Source organism: Marinibium conchae, from assembly GCF_015595035.1.
In the GTDB taxonomy this organism is placed as follows: domain Bacteria; phylum Pseudomonadota; class Gammaproteobacteria; order Enterobacterales; family Alteromonadaceae; genus Glaciecola.
Genome location: NZ_JADNRN010000002.1, coordinates 682,153 through 704,724, shown reverse-complemented (window position 1 = coordinate 704,724; position 22,572 = coordinate 682,153). Strand labels below are relative to the sequence as shown.

The 22,572-nt window shown below is 44.3% G+C and carries 15 protein-coding genes; 6 read left to right on the top strand and 9 right to left on the bottom strand.

The annotated features are described in order from the left end of the window. Positions 1 to 167: 167 nt before the first annotated feature. Positions 168 to 1,025, top strand: a complete 858-nt coding sequence (locus tag ISG33_RS10770; RefSeq protein WP_195733594.1) for a crotonase/enoyl-CoA hydratase family protein — start codon at positions 168 to 170, stop codon at positions 1,023 to 1,025. A 26-nt stretch (positions 1,026 to 1,051) separates the two neighbouring features. On the opposite strand, the gene ISG33_RS10765 is transcribed toward ISG33_RS10770, so the two are convergent. Beyond that, positions 1,052 to 2,464, bottom strand: coding sequence for a sugar porter family MFS transporter (locus ISG33_RS10765; RefSeq protein ID WP_195733593.1), 1,413 nt, complete (start codon positions 2,462 to 2,464; stop codon positions 1,052 to 1,054). 421 nt (positions 2,465 to 2,885) lie between these two features. Between ISG33_RS10765 and ISG33_RS10760 the strand changes: the two genes are divergently transcribed. After that, on the top strand, positions 2,886 to 5,498 hold the full coding sequence (locus ISG33_RS10760) for a beta-glucosidase (RefSeq protein WP_195733592.1): 2,613 nt from the start codon (positions 2,886 to 2,888) through the stop codon (positions 5,496 to 5,498). A 36-nt stretch (positions 5,499 to 5,534) separates the two neighbouring features. On the opposite strand, the gene ISG33_RS10755 is transcribed toward ISG33_RS10760, so the two are convergent. The 7 genes from ISG33_RS10755 to ISG33_RS10725 form a co-directional block, all read right to left on the bottom strand. Then, positions 5,535 to 5,969, bottom strand: coding sequence for a thioredoxin family protein (locus tag ISG33_RS10755; protein ID WP_195733591.1), 435 nt, complete (start codon positions 5,967 to 5,969; stop codon positions 5,535 to 5,537). A gap of 88 nt (positions 5,970 to 6,057) precedes the next feature. Then, entirely contained in the window at positions 6,058 to 6,759 is a 702-nt protein-coding gene (locus ISG33_RS10750; protein WP_195733590.1) for a hypothetical protein, read from the bottom strand. 1 nt (position 6,760) lies between these two features. Continuing rightward, on the bottom strand, positions 6,761 to 8,512 hold the full coding sequence (locus ISG33_RS10745; protein ID WP_229333534.1) for an Aq_1262 family (lipo)protein: 1,752 nt from the start codon (positions 8,510 to 8,512) through the stop codon (positions 6,761 to 6,763). A gap of 98 nt (positions 8,513 to 8,610) precedes the next feature. Beyond that, positions 8,611 to 10,485: an alkaline phosphatase PhoX gene (locus tag ISG33_RS10740; protein WP_195733589.1), complete on the bottom strand. Its 1,875-nt coding sequence runs from the start codon at positions 10,483 to 10,485 to the stop codon at positions 8,611 to 8,613. A gap of 358 nt (positions 10,486 to 10,843) precedes the next feature. Then, the gene (locus ISG33_RS10735) at positions 10,844 to 13,420 is read right to left on the bottom strand and encodes a TonB-dependent receptor (protein ID WP_195733588.1); all 2,577 of its coding nucleotides are present in this window, start codon (positions 13,418 to 13,420) and stop codon (positions 10,844 to 10,846) included. Positions 13,421 to 13,574: 154 nt separating this feature from the next. Beyond that, positions 13,575 to 14,498, bottom strand: coding sequence for a diguanylate cyclase (locus ISG33_RS10730; RefSeq protein ID WP_195733587.1), 924 nt, complete (start codon positions 14,496 to 14,498; stop codon positions 13,575 to 13,577). Between the two features lie 341 nt (positions 14,499 to 14,839). Then, complete coding sequence (locus ISG33_RS10725; RefSeq protein ID WP_195733586.1) at positions 14,840 to 16,225, bottom strand: PhoH family protein; 1,386 nt, start codon at positions 16,223 to 16,225, stop codon at positions 14,840 to 14,842. Between the two features lie 309 nt (positions 16,226 to 16,534). On the opposite strand from ISG33_RS10725, the gene rapA reads away from it, so the two are divergent. The 4 genes from rapA to ISG33_RS10705 all read left to right on the top strand — a co-directional run bounded on the left by rapA (position 16,535) and on the right by ISG33_RS10705 (position 21,547). Continuing rightward, positions 16,535 to 19,360 carry an RNA polymerase-associated protein RapA gene (gene rapA, locus ISG33_RS10720; protein WP_195733585.1) on the top strand — a complete coding sequence of 942 codons (2,826 nt, stop codon included), beginning with the start codon at positions 16,535 to 16,537 and terminating at the stop codon, positions 19,358 to 19,360. 9 nt (positions 19,361 to 19,369) lie between these two features. After that, positions 19,370 to 20,038 (top strand): pseudouridine synthase, encoded by a 669-nt coding sequence (locus tag ISG33_RS10715; RefSeq protein ID WP_195733584.1) that lies wholly within the window; start codon positions 19,370 to 19,372, stop codon positions 20,036 to 20,038. A 60-nt stretch (positions 20,039 to 20,098) separates the two neighbouring features. Beyond that, the gene (locus ISG33_RS10710) at positions 20,099 to 21,088 is read left to right on the top strand and encodes a DUF3530 family protein (protein ID WP_195733583.1); all 990 of its coding nucleotides are present in this window, start codon (positions 20,099 to 20,101) and stop codon (positions 21,086 to 21,088) included. Positions 21,089 to 21,229: 141 nt separating this feature from the next. Continuing rightward, a complete protein-coding gene (locus ISG33_RS10705; protein ID WP_229333560.1) occupies positions 21,230 to 21,547 on the top strand; it encodes a hypothetical protein in 318 nt (105 codons plus the stop codon). A gap of 46 nt (positions 21,548 to 21,593) precedes the next feature. Here ISG33_RS10705 and ISG33_RS10700 read toward each other — a convergent pair whose 3' ends face one another. Continuing rightward, positions 21,594 to 22,571, bottom strand: coding sequence for a sensor domain-containing diguanylate cyclase (locus ISG33_RS10700; protein ID WP_195733581.1), 978 nt, complete (start codon positions 22,569 to 22,571; stop codon positions 21,594 to 21,596). Position 22,572: the final 1 nt, after the last annotated feature.

Sequence of the window (22,572 nt, the reverse complement as noted above, 5' to 3'; positions counted from 1 at the left end):
TTATTCCATTACATACTAAGAATAACAACCGTCAAGCCTAGTTAATAGCGCAATTAACAATTAATTGATGATTTATTATGTATATTTACATACAAAGTATTGCTGCTATGACAGCATGGAATCATTATATTGAACATAGCTCACAACACTAGACCACAGGAAAAATTATGACACGCCCTAACCTTGAACAAGCGCTTACTGGCTTCAGCACCTTAAAAGTCTCTATAGAAAATAATATTGCCCATATTGTGCTATGTCGGCCAAAAGAGTTAAACAGTATGAACGATGCATTTTGGAAAGAGCTCCCTGAGGCTGCTCGGCTGATAGACGAGTATGCTTTAGCGCGTGTAATTGTTGTATCTTCTCAAGGAAAGCACTTCAGTGCAGGTATGGATTTATCTGTGTTTGCGAACATGGGTGCCAGTTATCAAGGCGAACCAGCACGCAGAGCAGAAAGTGCAAGAAGAATGGTATTAGCTCTTCAAGATGCCTTTAATGCATTAGAAGAAGTAAGAATGCCCGTATTGGCAGCACTTCAAGGCGGAGTAATAGGTGGCGCTGTTGATATGGTAAGTGCTTGCGACATGCGCTACTGCACGGAAGATGCGTTTTTTTGCATTAAGGAAACAGAAATAGGCTTAACCGCCGACGTAGGTACCTTGCAACGCTTGCCCCACCTAATATCTCAAGGTTTGGTGCGTGAACTCGCCTACACAGGCCGCAACATGGGCAGTGCAGAAGCAAAGGCTTGTGGCTTGGTAAACGCTGTATTCAGCGATCAGGAAGAAATGCTTGCCAGCGTAATGAAAATAGCGCAAAGCATTGCACAGCATTCACCTATGGCTGTGGCTGGGTGCAAAGAGATGATTAACTATACTCGCGATCACAGTGTGGCTGACAGCCTGAATTATATGGCCACATGGCAAAGTGGCATGTTACAAATGCCGGACATTATGGAAGCGATGACAGCAAGCAAAGAAAAGCGTGTACCCAAATATGACGACCTCAACCCAAAAACTAAGTAGCTGATGAGTTGAGGTACTGAGCTGCGCTAACCTTGCATATCCTCAAGAGCTCTACCTTTGGTTTCTTGTACGAAACGAATGATAAAGAATATTGAGATAACTGCGCATACCGTGTAAAAGCCGTATGCGCCGGCTAAACCGATACCCGCTAACATAACTGGGAAGGACAGTGTTATTGCAAAGTTTGATCCCCATTGCGCTAATCCAGCCACTGCAAGGCCTGAACCGCGTATTTGATTAGGGAACATTTCTCCAAGCATCACCCACATTACCGGGCCCCAAGATAAGTTAAAGAAAAACACATAGGCGTTTGCGGCAATAAGAGCAACGGTGCCAAGCTCTCCCATATCAAGAGAGTTGCTACTTGCATCAAAATCGGAATTTAAGAAAGCCACTACCATAGCACCTAAAGATACCGCCATTCCTATCGAGCCAATGGTTAACAATGGCTTACGCCCCACTTTATCAATAACTTTAAAGGTGATTAAACATGCGGCGATACTCACACTTGCGCTGATAATATTGATCAGCAATGCATCTGACTCTGAAAAACCAACGGCTTGCCAAAGTACTGCACCATAGTAGAAAACAACGTTTATGCCGACAAGTTGTTGGAATGTTGCTAAACCGATCCCTACCCATACTATAGGCCGCACTCTGCTTTTTACTGCATCATAAAGGTCGCTCAATTGTGGTTTGCTATCTTGGCGGTCGAGAGAGTCTTGAATCTCCTTCATCATCGGTGCTTGCGCTTCGCTACCATACAATTTACTCAACACCGCGGCGGCTTTTTCACTTTGCCTATTCATTACCAGAAACCGAGGGCTTTCGGGAATGAAAAATAAGACCACAAAAAATAGTGCGGCAGGCGCCAGTTCTACCCAAAACATCCAGCGCCACGCTTCGTAACCGAGCCAAAAAGCTTCTGTGGATAGTCCGGCTTTGTCTGCTAGTAAATAGTTACTTATAAACGCAGCATTCAAACCAGCAATGATTGCTATTTGTTGAATAGAAATGAGGCGACCTCGGATACGAGCAGGCGCTATTTCACTGATATATGCCGGTGCCATGACTGAGGCAGCGCCCACGGCAAAACCACCAATAATTCGATAGATAACAAACTCTAAGGAACTGCCAGCAATACCCGAACCCCATGCACTCACGATAAAGAAAACGGAAGCAGCGATTAAGAGTGGTTTACGACCAAACTTATCCGCTAACCATCCAGCAAAAAAAGCACCCGCAGCACAGCCAAGGAGCATACTCGCGATGTTAAACCCACCAGCTAAGTCACTTGTATTGAACGCTTTTTCGAGTCCGTTGTAGGTACCATTGATTACCCCACTATCAAAACCGAAGAGAAAACCACCAATGGTGGCTACGCATGAAATGATAACGATAAATAGTATATTTTCGCTATGTTGATGGCTACTGCTCATTGATTTTCCTTGATCAATATTACGAAGAGCTGAAGCTAGACAAGGCTTCTTTGCTCATACAATTGTTAGTATCATGTTAACGAGCAAACTGTCCACTGTCTAAACATAAATACCCGCTATCATTTATTAGTAAAAAAACGAATATGGAATGTGAATAATCGTAATCGGCGAATATATGTCGTTTTCAGTCACATGAGCGGCCATAGACTTTTGCTAAGCAAGTTGCGACTGCAAGCCTCAATAGTAAGCACGGCTTGAGTTAGGAAGCTAGTGTTCACCTAGTACGTGAGCACAAAAAGAGACTAAGGTAGCATCACAGGCCCTTCAAAATGCCTTGTTTCTAGTGGTTTGATTGAACAAATAAACAATGCTAGTTTGCTAACAAAGAATTAACACTATTACTCATTGGATCATCACCACTATGTCATTTTCGGCAACAAAAGCTTTAATTCCCTCATTCGCATTACTAAGTTCAACCTTGCTTTTACTCTCGTGTTCAGTAAAGAATACAGGTGATATCAAAAGCGACACAGCGCCCGAACAGCTAACGGGCGTTTACGCTCGGTCGAGTAGCAAGGTTGAACAAGACACTGAGGCTTTGCTTGCCAAGCTCACCTTAGAAGAGAAAATATCCTTAGTTCACGCCAGCGGTAAGTTTCATGTCAACGCAATTGAACGCGTTGGAATACCAGAAATGTGGCTCTCGGATGGGCCTCATGGTGTGCGCCAACAAATAGAACGAGATAGCTGGTCTCCGGCTGGATGGACTGACGATCATTCAACTTACCTCCCACACCTAACATCGGTAGCGGCTAGCTGGGATAAAGACATGGCAGCTTTGCATGGGAAGGTGTTGGGTGCAGAAGCAAGGCATCGGGAGAAGGATTTTATATTAGGTCCGGGCGTGAACCTTGCTCGCTTACCTCTGTATGGCCGTAACTTCGAATATATGGGTGAGGACCCTATTTTAGCCGCAAAGTTAGTTGTGCCGCTGATACAAGCAATTCAGGAAAACGATGTGGCTGCAACCATCAAGCATTATGCGCTTAATACTCAAGAGCTTAACCGAACTGGCGTGAATGCCAAGCCTGATGAGCGCACCTTGCGTGAAGTTTACCTTCCAGCCTTTGAAGCTTCAGTAAAGGAAGCCAATGTTCTTGGCATGATGGGCGCATACAACGAATATAATGGCACTAATGCCAACCAGAGTGAACATCTTATACGCACCATCCTGAAGGGAGACTGGGGCTTTCAAGGGGTGCTATTAACTGATTGGAATGTCGACATTAATACTTATGATGCTGCGATGAATGGGCTAGATTTAGAAATGGGCACAGATGTGCCAAGTTATGACGAATATTTCTTAGCGAAACCCTTACTAAAAGAAATTCAAGCGGGCAACATTCCCGAGGCTATACTCGACGATAAAGTAAGACGTATACTGCGCGTTCAACATGCAATTGGCATGTACGATAAGTCTCGCCTGCCGGGCCAACGAAATACGCCAGAACATCAAGCTGCAGCTCGCAAAATTGCTGCGGAAGGCGTTATTTTATTAAAGAACGAAGCTATTGCTACCAAGGCAAATACAGTGGAAAGTAAAGTGCTACCACTTAAGCAAAAAGACCTTAAGAATATTTTGGTTTTAGGGCCGAATGCTGATATGAAACATGGCACTGGTGGCGGTTCCTCAGAGGTAAAATCGCTTTATGAAATTACGCCATTAGCAGGGTTACAAGCACGCCTTGGAGATGATGTAAACATCGAGGTAATGCGAGCGCGAAGTAGTGAACTATCCCCTATTGCTGGTGATTATCTCGTGTCACGGCATTGGACTGGCACGGTTGCTTGGAATATTGCATTTTACGAGGATGAAGCCCGAAGCAAACTGGTGAATGAATCATGGATAGTCGATTCGCAGTATCAATCAAAATTACAAGACGGTAAGCAAGACCACATCACGATGACTGCACGCTTAAAGCCACTAGAAAGTGGTGTGCATGAGCTTAAGGTCTCAAAAGCTGGGAAATTCAGCCTAAAAATAGATGGTCAAGTCGTTGTGAGTTCTATTAGCAGTGATACAAGTACCCTCAGTGAAAGTGTGAGTTTAGATGCCAACAAAGAATACCTGTTTGAAATAGACTATGACGGCAACCAAGCCTTCACCTTAGGTTGGGACGCGCCCGGGAATCTTTTCACGCCCAAAGAACGCTATCTTGCTGCAGCAAAGGCCGCTGATGCCGTGATTTACTTCGGTGGCTTAAGCCATGCAGACGACAGAGAGTCGATAGATAGGCCGCACATGAAGTTGCCAATGGGTCAAGACGACGTTATTCAAAACCTCTTAGAAGTGAATGACAATACAATTATATTCTTAGTGGCGGGCTCTGCCGTGGAGATGCCGTGGGCGGAGCAAGCGAATGCGATTGTGTGGGGATGGTATGGCGGGCAAGAAGCTGGGCATGCCTTCGCCGATGTTCTATTTGGTGACGTGAACCCAAGCGCCAAGCTACCAATAACATTAGCTAAACGCTTAGAAGATACAGCCCCAATAGCATTAGACGACTATAATGCAGTTGAATCGCTTTATAAGGAAGGCGTGTTCATTGGTCATCGTTGGTTCGAACAACAAAAGATAAAGCCGAGCTTTGCATTTGGTTACGGCTTGTCATATACCGATTTTGTTATTAGCGATATACAATTATCAGACGTAAGCATCACAGCTGGCGACATCCTCACTGTAAAAGCAACAGTAAGCAATACGGGTAAGCGAGCTGGTGCCGAAGTTGTGCAACTCTATCTAGCCGACAAAGAAGCCTCGGTTGAGCGGCCCGCGAGTGAATTAAAAGACTTTGCTAAAATATTCTTAGAAGCCGGCGAATCTGGACAAGTAGAGATGCAATTAACACTGCGAGACATGTCCTTTTGGAGTGAGGCATACAATAATTGGCTGGTTGAGCCTGGTGAATTTGAGGTATTACTCGGAAACTCATCTGACAATATCAGCCTAAGAAAAAGCTTTGAACTGAGGTAGTGAGCGACTTGAGCGCCGCGCTGCAGCTGCGCTCACTTAATCGTTCAATACCATTTGAAACACTTTGCGCAAGGTGTCGGCACTTTGAAAGCCATAAAATACAGAGTATTGCTCATCTTTGATTATCACGAAACCGGGTGAGCCTTCTAAGGTTAATTCATCGCCATTTTCATCTCTCAGATCACTAAGCTTGTTTGGAAAAATACCCAAGGTATGCATTCTTACCGGTATAAAATCATTATTCAGGGTAGCCGCAATATCATCAAGCACAAACACATCTTCTTTCATCTTTTTACAGGCCGAACAAAAAGCCATTTCCGCAAAGACAAATATCGGCTTGGATGAGTTGCTAGCTCTGGCGTCTTCGTAGTCCATCCATTTGATTTCCTGAACGTCATCAGCCTGTGCAGAAGCACTCATAAAGAAGAAAAGGGATGCCAATATACTGATGTGAAGCTTTAATAATTGCATTTTTTACTCGCTATAGTTAATACATACTAGTAGTGCTTAGTTGTATTAATAAGACCGACTGGCGAGAATTTACTTTCACAGCTTGTGCCTATTGATATTGGAAACGATTCAATTTGAGTCGACACAGCATCAACACCCCAGTTATGGTTAAGGACAAGCCCATGATTGAATACCAGGCTAGTGACAAGTTAAGTGTGTAGCGAGTGATGGCTAGAAAGCCGAAATACGCAATAACCGAATATTGCATACAAAGCAGACTAAGGTGAACTGGCTGGCTTTTCAAAATAATTGCTTGTAGCACCTTTGAGAACACGAATGCGCTAGTCGCGAGTAAAGAAACAACAACACCTACCAGTATAAATGACACCCACACTAGCAATTCAGGCCAACCAATCACTTGCGCAGACTTTGCAGGACCTGACCATAAAGCATCCCAGCTAACCGCCAAAATCAAAGCCAAAGAGACGAGAAAACGCTGTTTGTCGCTCGCGTCATTTTCACGGCCTAAGTTGACTAATTCATGATACAAGAACCAGAATATGCACAACGCTGCCAGAATGCCAATCGCAGGGGTAAGCATTGGAACAACTTGCACAGAAAAGTAGGTCATTAAGTAGCCGAGCATAGGAAACAAAGTATGAGTTAACGACACGCCAAATATCCACAATATAATACTTTTTATGCTTCGGAGCTGTTCAGCTCTCGCAAGAGTTGCTAGTGCGACATCCGTCCCTATGCCGATGGCCATTACCGCACAAGCAAAGCCAAAGTCAAACCAAGAAATATCCATATCAATTCTCCTTCGCTAAATTTAGTCCACTTTGATGTGCCCAATCCAAGCGCATGTCCCACTTATATTGATGTTCATCCAATAGCGGCGCTTGCTCCGTGTCTATTTTTTCAATAACATTTTTTGCTGTTGAAATGGTCGCATCTCTGCCAAAGAGGTAGCTTTGCTCCTGCACGATGGTGAAATAGGCTTTATTCAGTTTTCTAGCTCGTTCCGGTGACGGAACAATCAGAGCCTGCAAGGACGGAGTATTGGCAACCTCCGATGCTTTTATCTTGCCATCATCATCGAACCATTTATCGAGCATTTCGGTGTTTTGTCTAAACTCATCTCCACCACCGACTCTAGTCATATAAGTAAGGTACTCTCCAAGTTCCTCGTTTATATTAGGTGCATCGGTTAAGCTTGCTAGGTCGATGTAACCCCAACCATCAATGCCTGGAGCCTTACGTACGAAGGAGAAAGTTTGATCGAAACTGGCTCCAACCGACTTATGACAGCCGTTGCAATAGGCTAATTCTTGTTCATGCTGAGGACGAAGCTCACCTGATTTATTTTCAATAAAAGCATTGATTGTCCAACCAAAACCGTTGTCGATGCCACGCTCACCCAAGTAGCGAGTTTGAGGTAATTGTTCAAAGTGTTTGTCTTTTGCCTCAGCATAATAGGCTGAAGCTAAACTTTCGCGAGAACGAAACAAGTGCTTTTGCATGTAACGCACCTCTTTCATGCGCTTGGATGGAAGGATATCACCCTTCTCATTTTCATCTAGATAACGCACAGTGTGCAAAAACTCACTGCCTTGCGGATAAAGCATCCTTGCCAGGCTTGTGTTTTTTGCATCGCCAAAATAGTGGCTGGGTTTTACTAGACGATTCACACTTTCACTTAGCAAGTCATCGCCATTAATGTCTATTCCGTGTGCCTTTTCATTAAAAGGGTAGATAGTCACCGACTCTAGATCCTTCATAGCGAGTTCAACTGCCGCCAAATTAAGAAAATAAATAGCTTCGCTAAACTTGCCGTTGATATTTCTGAAATCCTTGGGCAAGCGGATCATTGCATCACCGAAAGATCCGTTAGTTGGCCAGAAAGTACTCGGGAAAGGTTTATAATTGTAGGCCACCCAGAAGCTTCCGTCCGTAGCCAATCCGTTTTTACTGAATGCAATGTCAGGATTACCTAGGTTAGCAAGGCGCATATTTGCAGGCAGCGGCTGTGCTTCAAGAAAGTCATATTCTTGTTTCTGTGCCGAAGTAACCGCCGCAGACAATGCCTGATGATAATTATCTTCGTCTACCCATAGGTCAATGTCTTTATCTGGGATACTTTCAATCAAGGCTTGCCTATCTACAAATAAATTTTTCCAGCTGTTCCTTAGCCCAACATCAGAAAACTCGTAATTGCCTTGTAGTGTCCCATCTCCCATTTGATTTGGTCGCGCCTCGGATCTATCGTAGCTTTGATGGCAGGCATAGCAAGGGTTATTTACCCCTTCGGTTTTAGTATAACACTGGGGTGGAATGACGGATTCCGCATTGTAGGTTTCGTCGTGGTGCATGTAAGCGATGGCAGGGATATCGTCACCTTCAGAATACGGGTAGTCACTCTGCAATAGTTGACTAGATTCATCACTACTCGCTAATCGAGTCTTGTGTTTATGTTGGCCTTGATAAGGAGAGCAGGCAATCAAAAACGCCATTGCGCTGACCGATAAGATAATCTGAAAGAATTGTTTTGACATGACTTTCATGGGCTTTCTCTTGTTATTTGATGGCAAAATAGAGCGAGCCTAGATCTTCCTTTTTCACAGGCTCGCTTTATACACAGTGGCTAAATGCTAATACCGCCTTAGTTACTGGCTGGTTGATACATCCACAAAGTGTTGTTTTCTTGGAAGCCATCTTCTCCAATCAGTATGCGCCCGTCATTCATGACGATAACGTTGTCGGGCTGAGACAAGTTATCAACATCACAGCGCTCTGCTCCGGTCAAGCTCGAACGGTAAGTTGAGCCCATAACAACAGGTTCGATTCGACTAATATTATAGTTTTCACCAAGACGAGCTCGATAAACGCCCCCACAGTCTTTAACACGCGCTGACAGCTGTATGTCACCTTCACCATCCGTCATAGTATTGTCTATATCAGCAATACCCATATACAGGTAGGCGTTAGTCACTAGCTCACCCTCAATCAAATCGACACCTTCAACAGCTTCTTTTGCCCTATCATGATTGATACTAATTCCCTCTAATTTACGCCACTCAGCTGTTGCACCTTTCATTTTTGCAGCCGCACGAGACTCCAAAAAGGCAACGCGATCATCCATTGGATCACCTGCAGTAACGGCACCACCGCCATTTTCTTCACTTGGGTAGGTCGTGTCACCGTTGGCCCAAGCTTGAACATCTGCCATGGTGATATAGGAGCTTGCACCCTCAACATAGTCATCACTTCCGATACCATTGTATTCGTCGATCCAAGCACGAATTGTCGCGTTGTCTCCTGAAGCTATTTCAACCCAAGTTACATTGAAGCCTGTGGTTGCTGGGTCGTTTTGCCCTGGGTCTTGCTCGAGTTTTGCGCCATATAGGGTGCCAGCAGATAAGTCTTCGGCGTTATCCGCGATAAATTTAAAGAACACGCCACCGGTATCATCTTGCGATAAATAGACCGTTTTACCGTCTGGCATCACCGTAGCATTTTCATGTTCATAACGCCCCATTGCCAAGTGTTTAACAACTTGAGGAGTATCAGAAATTGCCTCTTTAACTTCTGCTATGTATCCATAGTTGTATGGATTTGGGGCATCTGGCGCTGTCATTGCCCACATGCGACCAAGGCGACTATTATTTGCAATCTCATTAGGGTCATTCCAATCGGCATCAGTAGTACTGTTTACGTTTGTATCAACTACCCACTCTTCAGAAGTCAGTGGCGTATTCCATGGCGTCATAGAGCCGAAGCAATTTGCAGCTGTTCCCCAAACCGAAGAGAAATCAATCATCATTGCTTCAGTAACTTCCCACATTCCCTGTGCATCTTTCTCGACTTTCATTCGGCTCATTCCACCAGGAAGCTCCTCCCAGTTAGAGAATAGATAGCCCTCACCTTCACCAGTTGAGACAAAACCATTAAAATCTGGCATATCGTTTTCGAGGATCAAGCTTTGTTTATCAAGGGTATAAATATGACCTAAACCTTCGGAAAGCATGCCCTCGAAGGTATCGCCTGTTTGCCCAAGCACCTGATATTGACCGTATGCACTAACCACCGTTTCACGCTCTTGCTGACTGGCAGGAACAGGAGAATCTATCAATGTAGAAGGCAAACGGTTGAAATTCACACCTGAAAGCACGCCAACTGTGCCGGTATTAATGGGCATGGGATTAATATCAGTCGTGGCAGTATTAGCATTTGACGGATGTTGAACATTGAAAAACAAATCACCTTCATCTGTGAGAAAAATGCCTGTAACTTCAGCGCCGTCAGGGACTGTTGCTATACGAGTTAGTTTTCCAGCAGAATCACCGCTAGGCCCCTGCTCACCTTGCCCGCCGTCTTGACCTTCTGGACCGATTGGACCTTGAGCGCCGTCAGCACCATCAATGCCGTCGATGCCATCTGAACCCTTATCACCCTCAAGAAAGCAACCCGACAAACCAAGAGACACAGCAAGCGCAAGAGTGGTGAGTTTTAAATTTGTAATAGATGAGTTTTTCATAACATTTCCCAGTTATTTATATGAAGACAAAGCGTTTTTGCAGTGCCTTGTTGTTAAATCCAAAGCGACTCTATGGCCAATGACTGCATACTTTGGTTTGTGTAGTTTGGGATTGACCTATGACAGTGGGGTGACATTTAACTTGCATTACAGTGAAGCTTTTTTGACATCAACATCATAAAACATTCATAAAATGTTAAGAAATATCAGTTATGGAAGAAACTGGGGGGCGTTTGATATACACACAGTAAGCACAAAAAAACCAGCTAACACAAAGCACTTTCGTACCTTATATTAGCTGGCCACACACGGGAACCATATTGATTGCCAGCCAAGAGAGAGGCTGGCACAGACGCACTTAGAAGTTTGCGCGCACGCCGAAGATAAATGAGCGACCTTGTACCGGCGTTAAATCTTTTAAGAATGAAGTATGAACCCTGGCTTCCTCATCCGCTAGATTTCTACCTTTTAAGAACACGGTCAAATCAACATTTTGATATGCCGTTTGGTAGTTAAGGTCTAGGTCGACCAAAGTGTAAGCATCTGTGCTTGTTTCAAACTCAGCTGTGCGATCTTGCTCGAAATGATGGTTAACACTGAGTTCAGCTTGCCACTCATTCAACACGTAGTTTGCACTCACACCAAATCGAGTTGGCGGGGTGCGCGGCAAGAAACGACCATTTTCTGTGTTATCTAAACGGGTACGGATCATGTCGCCTTGTGCTCGTAGGCGAAGCGATGAAGTAGCCTGCCAGTTTAACTGTGCTTCAAAGCCGTAGAGATCAGCATCAACGGAATCAAACACGAATACCGGAAGCCCTTCCTCAGAATGCTCGTGCTCATCTTCGTCCATGTGCTCATCCGCATGCTCTTCTTCATGCTCATCACTCGCAATAAAACCGGTTTCGGCTGCGTAATAATAATTATCTACGCTGTTGTAAAATGCATTTAGTACGAAACCAAAATTTCCACTAAATTTGCGAAGTGAAATATCAATGTTGTTGGACTCTTCTTCCTCTACACCACCGCTATTGAAAGTAATATCACCATCCTCATCAACATTGAACAAGGCACCTAGCTCATAGGTGCTAGTGCCGATGTGAGGGCCGAATGAGTATAATTCTGCATTAGAAGGCGCTCGTTGCGCATGTACATAAGACACACCCAAATTGTAACCTTCAGCGAAATCCCATACTGCACCCGCAGATAAACTCATCGGTGTAAAGTTTCTACTGCTGCTACCACCAGAAAAACGCTCGATGTCACTATGGCCTTCTGAATGACCGTGCATGTCATCATCCATATGATCGTCATCGTGGTCTTCATGCAATTCGCCTTCCAGCTCTATTTCGCCAATTTGAAGGCTAGGCACTTCAATGCGCACTCTTTCAATGCGTGCACCCAGTTGCACCAAGACGTCACCAAAGTGTTGCTCTTCAATAATACCCACACCCAAGCTGCGTGTTCTCGATGGCGGAGTAAATGCCTCTTCACCAATTGCTTCGAAATCGCTATCTTTGTAATGCACGCTCAAACCACCACGCCAACCAGCCATAGGCTGATGTATAAGCTCTACTCTAGCCTCTTGCGAATCATTGGCAAACACAGTACCAATCTCGCCATTTTCGATCTCTGCGTGCGTGTAATTGGTATAGGCAAAGCTTGTATTGATGGCACTTAACCAGTCTGAGCTTATTTGATGCTGACTGATCAGCTGATAACGATTCTGCTGTAGATCACCTTTGACGATCTCTTCCATTTCATCGTCATGTTCGCCTTCATGTTCATCACCATGCTCTTCATCGTGATCTTCATCATGCTCGTCTTCATGGCCATGTGCATGACCCGGAATGCCATAGACACTCGACATATGCTCAAAGGAAAAGCCAACGAAACCGTTATCCATCAGATAGCTGCCGCCAAGAGTAAAACCTTTGCTACGGCTTGATGAGTTCTCAACGATGCCTTTTTCATCGCTTTGATGTTCATCATCGTGCTCTTCGTGATCCTCTTCATGCATATCATCATGATCGTCGTCATGGTCGTCATCGTGATGTTCATCATCATGTGCTTCTTCGTTTTCGGCATAGCCTGGAATACGATAATCATCGGCGTCACGATAAAAGGCTTGCACGTTGAATGCAAAATCACCACTACCACCTTTTAGTGAACCGGCAAAACTTTCTTCGCTATTGTTAGTGTTGCGCTCAGTAAGTAGCTCACCTTCCCAGTCATTGTTATCTGGAATTCGTTGGTCTACCACATTGACTACACCACCTATCGCGCCGCTGCCATAAAACAAGGTTGCTGGACCACGTAAAATCTCAATTTGTGTAGCGGTAGAGGAATCAGTTGCAACAATATGATCGGGGCCAACACGAGAAGCATCACCAGAATCAAGACCATTCTGAGTAATCAACACACGCGGGCCATCAAGCCCTCTAATGATAGGGGAACTCGCTACGTTGCCATAAAAAGTAGAATGTACACCTACTTCATTTTTAAGCGTATCACCCAAGGTGGATGCCTGTTTTTTTCTTAGCTCATCGCCAGCTAAAACACTTACCGGAGCAGCAGACTCTATTGTAGAGGCATGAAATGCACTTGCGGTAACGTCGAAGATTTCGATGCTTGAGTTGACTACCTGAATATTCACATCTACAAGGCCAGCTTCAGGCACATCTAGTTCTGTACTGCTATGGATATGCTGAGAGCTCGCTACATGAAGCTCAATTTTGCCAGGCTTTACACCGCTAAACGTGAAGCGACCATTTTCATCGATTTGTACGCTTTTGTTGGTGCCCATAATTTGGACCTTACCTTTTGTAAGCGGCAAGCCACCTTGGTCTTTAACTTGACCAGATACTGTTTTAGCTTGAAGGTTGGCAGAGAGTGCTGCCAAAACAGATAAAGAAATTAATGCTTTTGATTTCATCTTACTGTCCGTAGAAGAGTTATATTAAGAGATTGGAAGAATGTTATAATATAACAAATGTCATGTAAAGTTATATTATAACACTACCTGTTTTTCGGCCAGAACAGCATCTACAGAAATGCGTTACATTAACAAAGAGGTAGGGTTAAATTGCTTAGGCTTGTGGTCGAAAGTCTGTGCTAACCACAGTATTTCGGCCAGCATCCTTTGCCTGGTACAAGCATTTGTCGGCTGTCTCTAGTAAGGCATCAGCATCAAAGTTAGCACCATTGGGAGTGCTCGTTGTTACGCCAACACTAATTGTGACCACCTTGTGCGTGGGTGATTGGCTATGAGGAATAGCCAAATTCTCGATACGCTCACGCACTTTTTCAGCAACAAGAGCCCCTTCTCTAGCGGTAGCGTCGGTAAGCAGAATAACAAACTCCTCACCACCATAGCGGGCGACTAAGTCGAGTGGGCGAGCGGCTCCAAGCTCTAACTCTTGAGCAACTTGCTTTAACACTATATCGCCTTTTGCATGCCCATAAACATCGTTATACTGTTTGAAAAAGTCGATATCGAGCAAAAGCACGCATATACTGCGGCAGTTTCGCTGGGCATACTTGCAAGCATCTTGATAGCGTTGGTCGAAATGACGGCGGTTCGAGATACCTGTTAAGCCGTCCAACCAAACCATTTCTTCCAAGGCTCTCGTTTTGTGTATCAAATCAATTTGATTTCGCACTCGCACGCGAAGTAAAGGCAGTATGAATGGTTTTCGAAAATAATCTGCCGCCCCTAACTCGAGTCCTTTGAGCTCATCTTCTGGTTTGCTTTGAGCCGTAACAAAGATAATAGGAATGTGCGAGGTTATTTCGTTTTCCTTTAATACGCGGCACACATCGTGCCCGCTTAAATCAGGTAAAACAATGTCCAATAATATAAGGTCAGGAAGCGACTGAGTTGCTATACGTACAGCTTGCTCACCCGATTTAGCGGCGAGTATCTCATATTCATTGGCAAGGGCATTATTAATAATCTGTAGATTGATAGTTTCGTCATCAACTACGAGTATCGTCGCTTTTTTTTCGCTCATTTACAGCCTTGTTTCAAACAACCCAGCTTCAAAAGCACAGTATAATGTGAACAAACATCATCTCAATACTCCATGAGAAAACCAAAACTACCCTGTAATTCTAAGTATCAAAGTCGAGGCTCCAGCCGTTAAGAGGAAGTGTGCCTAATTATGTGTTATCGGCCAAATGACAAATAACCGTAACTAAATTGTTTACTAGCATTAGAAAACAATCAACAGCGAAAGCCTCGGTGTGTGACGCTAGCATTGCAAACGAGGCAAACTGCATAAAAGCCACACGCTGAATTTCGATATTATCATGTCGAAAATAAGAGTCAAAAAAGCTTCACGACAAGCTTTTATTACAATTGCTTTTCTGCAAATTCAGCTAAGCGACTTCTCACTACACCGTCTAAATTGAAGGTGGCACTACCAGAAAAGTCTTTAAATTTCTCAACAATATAAGTTAATCCCGAAGTTACCGCCGACAAATAATTACTGTCTATTTGTGCAAGATTACCGCCACAGATCAACTTTGTTCCCTCGCCGCATCGGGTAATAATAGTTTTGAGTTGTGACGCAGTGAGGTTCTGCGATTCATCGAGAATAACAATAGCATTTTGGATACTGCGGCCGCGCATAAAATTCACCGATTTAAACTGAATATTGGCTTTCTCCATAATGTAGCTCATCGAACCTTTGGTATTTTCATCATGCTTATGTAATACCTCGAGGGAGTCTGTAATGGCAGCTAACCACGGGGCCATTTTTTCCTCTTCTGTACCCGGCAGGTAACCTATCGACTCGGCAATTTCAGGGGTCGAGCGTGTTACGATGATTTTGTCGTATAGATTTTTTTCTACCACTAATTCCAATGCGGCCGCCAAAGCTAAGAGCGTTTTACCGCTGCCAGCAGGCCCTGTTAGCACGCACAAATCAATATGTGGGTCGAGTAGCGCGTGCAAAGCCATTGCTTGGCCAATATTTTTAGGCGATATGCCCCAAGCACGTCGCGACATCAGTCGCTCATAACCTAGATCAAGCACTTCTAAAGTGTCGCTGTTGAGAGATTCAACAATACCAGCAAATTGCCTACTTTCGTCAACCAGAAACTCATTCACATAAGCTTCGGGTAACACACTTTTGGGAATGAGGTGTATGGTATCTCTGCCTTCAGTATGACTCTCAACGCTTTGTACCTTATCCCAGAAACTTCCTTCAAATTGATGATACCCCTTCGATAAGTATTTGATATCACTTACGAGTTGGTCGGTTCTGTAGTCTTCAACTATGCCCATGCCCGCGCCTTTTGCTTTTAGACGCATATTAATGTCCTTGGTCACCAAAACCACCTGCCTAGGTGCTTTTTGTGCTTGAAGGTGCAGGGCAACATTAATAATTCGATTGTCGTTTTCGTTACTAGTGAATACTTGTTGCTGAGAGGGCATATTTAAGTCAGCAAAAATACTCAAACTACCACTGGGGGCGCTGTCACCGGCCCCCAACCCAAGTAAAGATACCCCCGCTAGCATCTCCTCTGGAGTAGCATCATGAAGAAGGTCTTCCATCGCGCGAATCGAAACACGTGCGTCTCGGGCAACGTCTTTCTTGCTATCTTTTATATAGTCGAGTTCTTCTAATACCGTCATCGGAACCACCACATCGTGTTCTTTGAAAGAGGTAAAAGCTAGAGGTTCATGCAGGAGGATATTCGTGTCGAGTACATATATTTTGGTGTTGTCTGGCATCCGTGACTCCGGTCGTTACGAGCGAATAGGGTTGAGTGTTCGCTCTAAAAGAGAAAACAATACTACTGCGCAAGTTAATAACGAGCCGATAGAGCCGCTGATATCAAGTTTCCGAACTTAGAAAGGATGAACGTTGACATCATAGTTTGCGTCAGTAAATATTGACGACTAAGTAACCATAAATGACTTTGCTTTACTTTTCACGTTTTGTTCGTGATTTTTTTCATGCAAATGCGCACACAGTACTGACAGTTGTTGTTTGTACCAGTACAATGCGCACCCGTTTTTACTTTCATCTTGGATTTTACTATGAATGCAGTACAAGAATTTACCGTTGGCCAACGCTGGCTAAGCAATACCGAAGCTGATCTAGGGCTTGGGGTTGTGATGTCCGCAAATAATCGAACGGTCGACCTATTGTTTCCTGCAGTTCAAGAAGACCGTACCTATGCTATTGCTCAAGCGCCAATCACTAGGCTCATCTTAAGTGAGGGTGAAAAAGCACTACACAGCGATGGCTGGGAATTGAAAATTGACAATGTTGTACTGCAAGACGGCCTATACATTTACTCTGGCGTCCGCACTGATACCAAAGAAAAGGCGTCAATCATTGAGGTGGCACTTGACCATAACGTGCGCCTTAATCAACCTGAAAAACGACTTTTTAGCGGTCAGCTAGATTCTCCCAAATGGTTTGATATTCGCCATGAATGTCTTCAGAAGCAATACGACCATGCAACATCCGGCGCAGTCGGCTTAGTGGGCGCAAGAGTTGAACTGATACCGCATCAACTCCATATTGCTAACGAAGTTGGCAGTCGTTACGCACCCCGAGTATTGCTTGCCGATGAAGTTGGACTTGGTAAAACCATTGAGGCTGGCCTTATTCTGCATCAGCAAATACTAACTGGAAAAGCCAAACGAGCACTTATTGTTGTTCCCTCTAGCTTGGTCCATCAATGGCTTGTAGAAATGCTCAGAAGAGTCAATTTGTCATTCTCGGTTTTTGATGATGACAGAATGGAAGCGATGCAAGAAAGTGGCGATAACCCCTTTGAACAAGAGCAATTTGTACTTTGTAGCATCGACTTTATTCAACAAGAGAAAGTGTTAGCCCAAGCGAGCGCCGTCGACTGGGACATCCTGGTGGTAGACGAAGCCCATCATTTACAATGGTCTCGAGAATCGGTATCGAGTGAATACGCTGCCGTTGAAGCCCTGTGTGGCGCTTCAAAAGGGGTGCTATTGCTAACTGCAACACCCGACCAGCTTGGCCACGAAAGTCACTTTGCACGCTTACGCTTGCTCGACCCTGCACGTTTTCATGACTATCAGAGTTTTCTAGAGGAAGAAAGCCACTACGGTGATTTAGCCCAAGCGGTTGTGCCTTTGATTGAAAATACCCATATGGATCAAGCTCAAATCGATCGCCTAAATGCGATAGTTGAGCATGAAGAAATCACTGACGAAGTGCTTGCCAGCGGTGAGAAACGCCATGAACTACTTCGCAGACTAATTGACCAGCATGGTACTGGGCGTTTGCTGTTTCGAAATAGTCGCGCAAGCATTAAGGGATTTCCGCAGCGTATAGCAATACCGGCACCGCTTAAGTTGCCCAAAGAATATGCGGTGTCCATATCGTTAGAAGAGGACATCGAGCTCAGCTTACATCCAGAAAGAGCGCCTCTGGTGAACGACAATTGGACCAAGTATGACCCCAGGGTCGATTGGCTAGTTTCCCTATTAGAAGAAAATAATCAAGAAAAGGTATTGGTTATTTGCGCTTACGCCTCTACTGCTTTGCAGATGGCTGAATATTTACGCCAAAAGACGTCGATTCGACACTCTGTTTTTCATGAAGGTATGAGCATCGTTGAGCGCGACAAAGCCGCTCATTTTTTTGCCACTGACGAACAAGGCGCACAAGTATTGTTATGTAGTGAAATTGGCAGTGAAGGACGCAACTTCCAGTTCTCGCGTCACTTAGTACTCTTTGATCTACCCATGGTCCCTGATTTACTTGAACAACGCATTGGCCGCTTGGATCGCATCGGTCAAAAGTATGATATTAATATCCATGTTCCGTTCTTCGAAAATTCCGCCCAACATGTCTTGTTCGATTGGTACGCAGACGGTTTATCTGCATTTACGAGCACCTGCCCTGTAGGAAGTGATGTTTACAAGATAGTAAGTACCGACTTATTAGCGGCACTCAAAAACCCTGAAGATAGTGAACTTAAGGAAGACATCATTAATCAAACAGCATCGCTCACAACAGAGTTGAAGCAAAAAATAGAACAAGGACGCGATAAACTTTTGGAGTTAAATGCATCTGGTTTCGGACAGATTGATGACTTGCTGGACAATATTGTTGCCGCCGAGAACCCAGTTGGGCTTTTCAAATTCATGACCCGCTTGTTCGATACCTTGGGTGTTACTCAAGAAGAAAAAGACGATTATAGTTTTATTTTACGCCCAACAGAACAACTGGTTCATCAGATACCTGGATTGACTGAAGACGGCTTAGAGGTTACTTATCAGCGCAACAATGCAACCAAATTTGAACAAGTTCAATTCTTAAGTTGGGACAGTAATATCGTTATGCATTGCTTAGATGCAGTCACCACAGACGTTTTAGGCAAGAGTAGTATAGCCTTTGCAAAGGACCCAGAATTGCCGACCGGCGCATTTTGGATTGAAACGACGAGCGTGTTATCAGCAAGTGCGCCGGCGAATTTGCAACTCTATCGTTTCTTACCGCCAACACCGGTGAGAACCTGCGTAGATGCTAAAAATAATACGGTCGATATTGAATTTGAACAGTTGTTCAAAGTAAAACGAAAAATTGCCCTTCAACTATTACAAGCATTAGCCGATCCAATTACCTTAGGCATAGAAGCTAGCTTAAAACTAAGTCAAGCTGCTTTGGCAGAAAGGAAGGACGCAGCAATCAAACGCATGGAAACAGAGTTAGGTAGCGAAATAGAGCGTTTAAGCACCTTGCAAAAAACGAACCCTTCAATTCGTAACGACGAGATTGAGTTCATACAGACTCAGAAACATAAACTCAAAGAGATTATGGATGAAGCTGAACCTTACCTAGATAGTTTACGAGTTGTCGTGAATAACCCCTAGGTAAACCTTATGGCCATATTACATTATCAGCCCTCGCAGAGGCCAAATTTTTCACTCTTATACCAAGATGATGACATCTTGGTATGTGACAAGGCGAGTGGTTTACTGACGGTGCCTGGAAAAGCGCTGGAACACAGAGACTCACTGCAGTCTCGGATCCAGCGAGTATTCCCCAGCGCCACTATTGTGCATCGCCTTGATATGGCAACATCAGGCATACTGATAATGGCGCTAAATAAGCCTGCACATGTGCATTTATCCAGACAATTTGAACTAAGGCAAACATCGAAGCGCTACTATGCAAGAGTATTCGGACATTTGGAAAAAAGTGAGGGGAAAATTGATTTACCACTCATTTGCGATTGGCCAAATCGTCCAAAACAAATGGTAGATCAAGAACGCGGTAAACCCTCGCAAACCTATTACAAAACGGTATCGAAGGGCCAATACTCAAGCCTGGTAGAATTGACTCCTATTACTGGGCGTTCTCATCAATTACGAGTACATATGCTTGCGATTGGCCACCCGATATTAGGCGACCGCTTATATGCTCATGAACAAGCATTAGCGAAAAGCCCGCGACTTTGCCTTCATGCACAAATGCATCGTTTTAAACATCCAATAAGTGGTGAAGAAATGTGCTTTGAATCTGAACATAGCTTTACCGCAGAACCCTAAACATCAGCCATAATTTGCCGATAAAGCGGTATGTTAATTAAAAGTATACATAGCGTTTTTATGTCGTTCATTGCACACCCACATGACAGACCCGGATTTAGCCTACAGGTCATATTCGCTTCCTTCCTGATGTTAAGCACCTTGATGAGCTTTTCGGCCTTGTCACAAAGTGCCAGTTTTAGTGAGCTCGCCGCAAACGATATTCAAGCAAACTTACACGCCGACGAATACGAACTCATCGATGTTAGTGACAGCCAAATCCCTATTTTTATTACACACTCCGAGCAAGCGCTCACGAAAGGCATTATATTTATTCTGGGGGATGCAGATACTCCACTTGGCCGCAGTGATTCCCTGCACCTTTTAGCGCAAAAAATGCCTCAATATGGCTGGACTGTTGTAAGTTTGCCATCTTTGGGCTTAAGCCTCGGGCCTAGCATCGCATTTCCAGTGATGGATAAAGAAGAAATAAAAGAAGCTGTGATTGATGCAAGCTCGGAAACAGAGACTACATTAGAAGTAGACGCGGAGTCAGCTACAGCATTAATAGAGACACCAAAAGTACTCTCTCCATCTTCATCGAAACGCTTTCAGGAAGCTATTAGTGAAGCACAGTTAGTTATTTATAATAAGGAGATAGAAGCGTACATGTCGGCTGCTTTCAAGCATATGCAGGGAACCTTAGGCCATAGAGTAATCATATCGCAAGGAATAAGCGCTGCGAGCATCACTAAGCTGCTTGCTGACCAAAACCCAATCTTTAACGAAGTAGATGCTGCGGTGATTCACAACCCCTATTGGCCTATGCGCAAGCTAAATCTGATGATCCCAAGTATCGTTGCGCAAACCACCACACCGATGCTCGACCTGACGAGTCAGTGGGACAATGCATGGAGCATACAAACCCAAAAACAGCGAAAAATAAAGGCGAGAACTGAACTAAAAGAGCTTTACAGACAAGCTGATATTATCGGTCAGCCTATGGATGATCGCCAAGCCGAATACGTTGCCAAGCTAATTAAAGGCTGGACTACATATTTAGGCTGGTAATGGTTCTTTCGATTTTTTAACTTGGTATGAATAGCGCTATAAATCATAAGCTTAGCCTCAAAACAGTTTTAGCAGCTCCAAAAGTCCCAATCAACTCCTATACTTATCTCATTATTCCAACCATGGCACATCACTTTGTTAGTGCAACACTTCATCGACCGCAAAGCCGAACAACTTGCATTTTACTTGCGTTCATATTGGCAAAACGAGCTTCCCTATAAAGAGCTCGAAGTCTTTCTGTGGGATACCTTTGAAGACTGGTCGCAGATACAAGATCAAAACCTGCAACCCTATAGTCATAAAGAACGCGTATTTTGGCATGTATTAAACCAGGCGCACTATTGGCAGGAGACGGAAATAATGCACGACGCTTTTGTTAAGGCGCAGTTGGAGTATTGCGTACACTTTCTAGAGCAAGACGGCTTATGTCCTTTGGATGTTATTGGTATGCGTCCGTAGTTGAGCGAGCATCGCTACTCATTCAGCGCAGTAATGGCAACTCTTATTACTCTTTCAATTCATCTATTTTACTAATGAGTGCCACACGATTTCGACCGTGCTCCTTGGCATAATAAAGGGCCTTGTCGGCATCCTCTAACCACTGCGTCGACCTCTTATATTTCGGTAGAAATTGGGCAATCCCGATACTAACAGTGAATTTTATTTCGATATCTTCATATTGTACTGCATCGAGAGACACTAGCTTGCGCAGGCGCTCGGCTACTATAAAGGCATTTTTTTCGGTGGTATCGGGCAGCACAACCGCGAATTCTTCACCGCCATAACGGCCCGGTATATCGGTTTCCCGAGTCGCTAGCTTCACCAACTTAGCCAGCCGTTGAATAACTAGGTCACCGGCATGATGCCCATAGGTATCGTTCACCTTTTTAAAGTGATCAATATCTAGCATAATCGCGCACATAGGCGGATTGTGTCTAAGCGCCATCTTGAACTCACGCTCAAAGCGTTCTTGCCAGTATCGTCGATTGAATAAGCCCGTTAAGCCATCAACCCGGCTAACTTCTCTAAGGCGCTCATTCAGGCCTTCAATATTCTGTTTCGCAAGTGCCTGGTCAGTTACGTCATAAACAAGCACACAAACCTTATCTACTTTCCCCGTAAGTGACGCGAGAGGGAATATCGTGACATTTTGGTACATAACATCAGAGGTCGACGTAATTGGGCGGCTTGTGCCAAATTTGAAGACGTAAGGTCGTTGCTCCCAAATAATAAACGCTGGGCTACGCATGGAGAATACTGGCTCGCATTTTCGCGTAAACCAAGCCTTATCGAGATCTGGAAAAAATTCAAATAGATTTTTGCCGTTAATCTGTCTAGGTCTAACTGAACTGTGGTTCTCCATAAATTGGTTCCACACTTCTACATTAAACTCACGGTCGAGAACCACAATACCGACTTCTATTGAACTCAAGAGGTCGTGCTGCCAATGCATATTGGCGATGTCAGTATTATCAATGCCCATA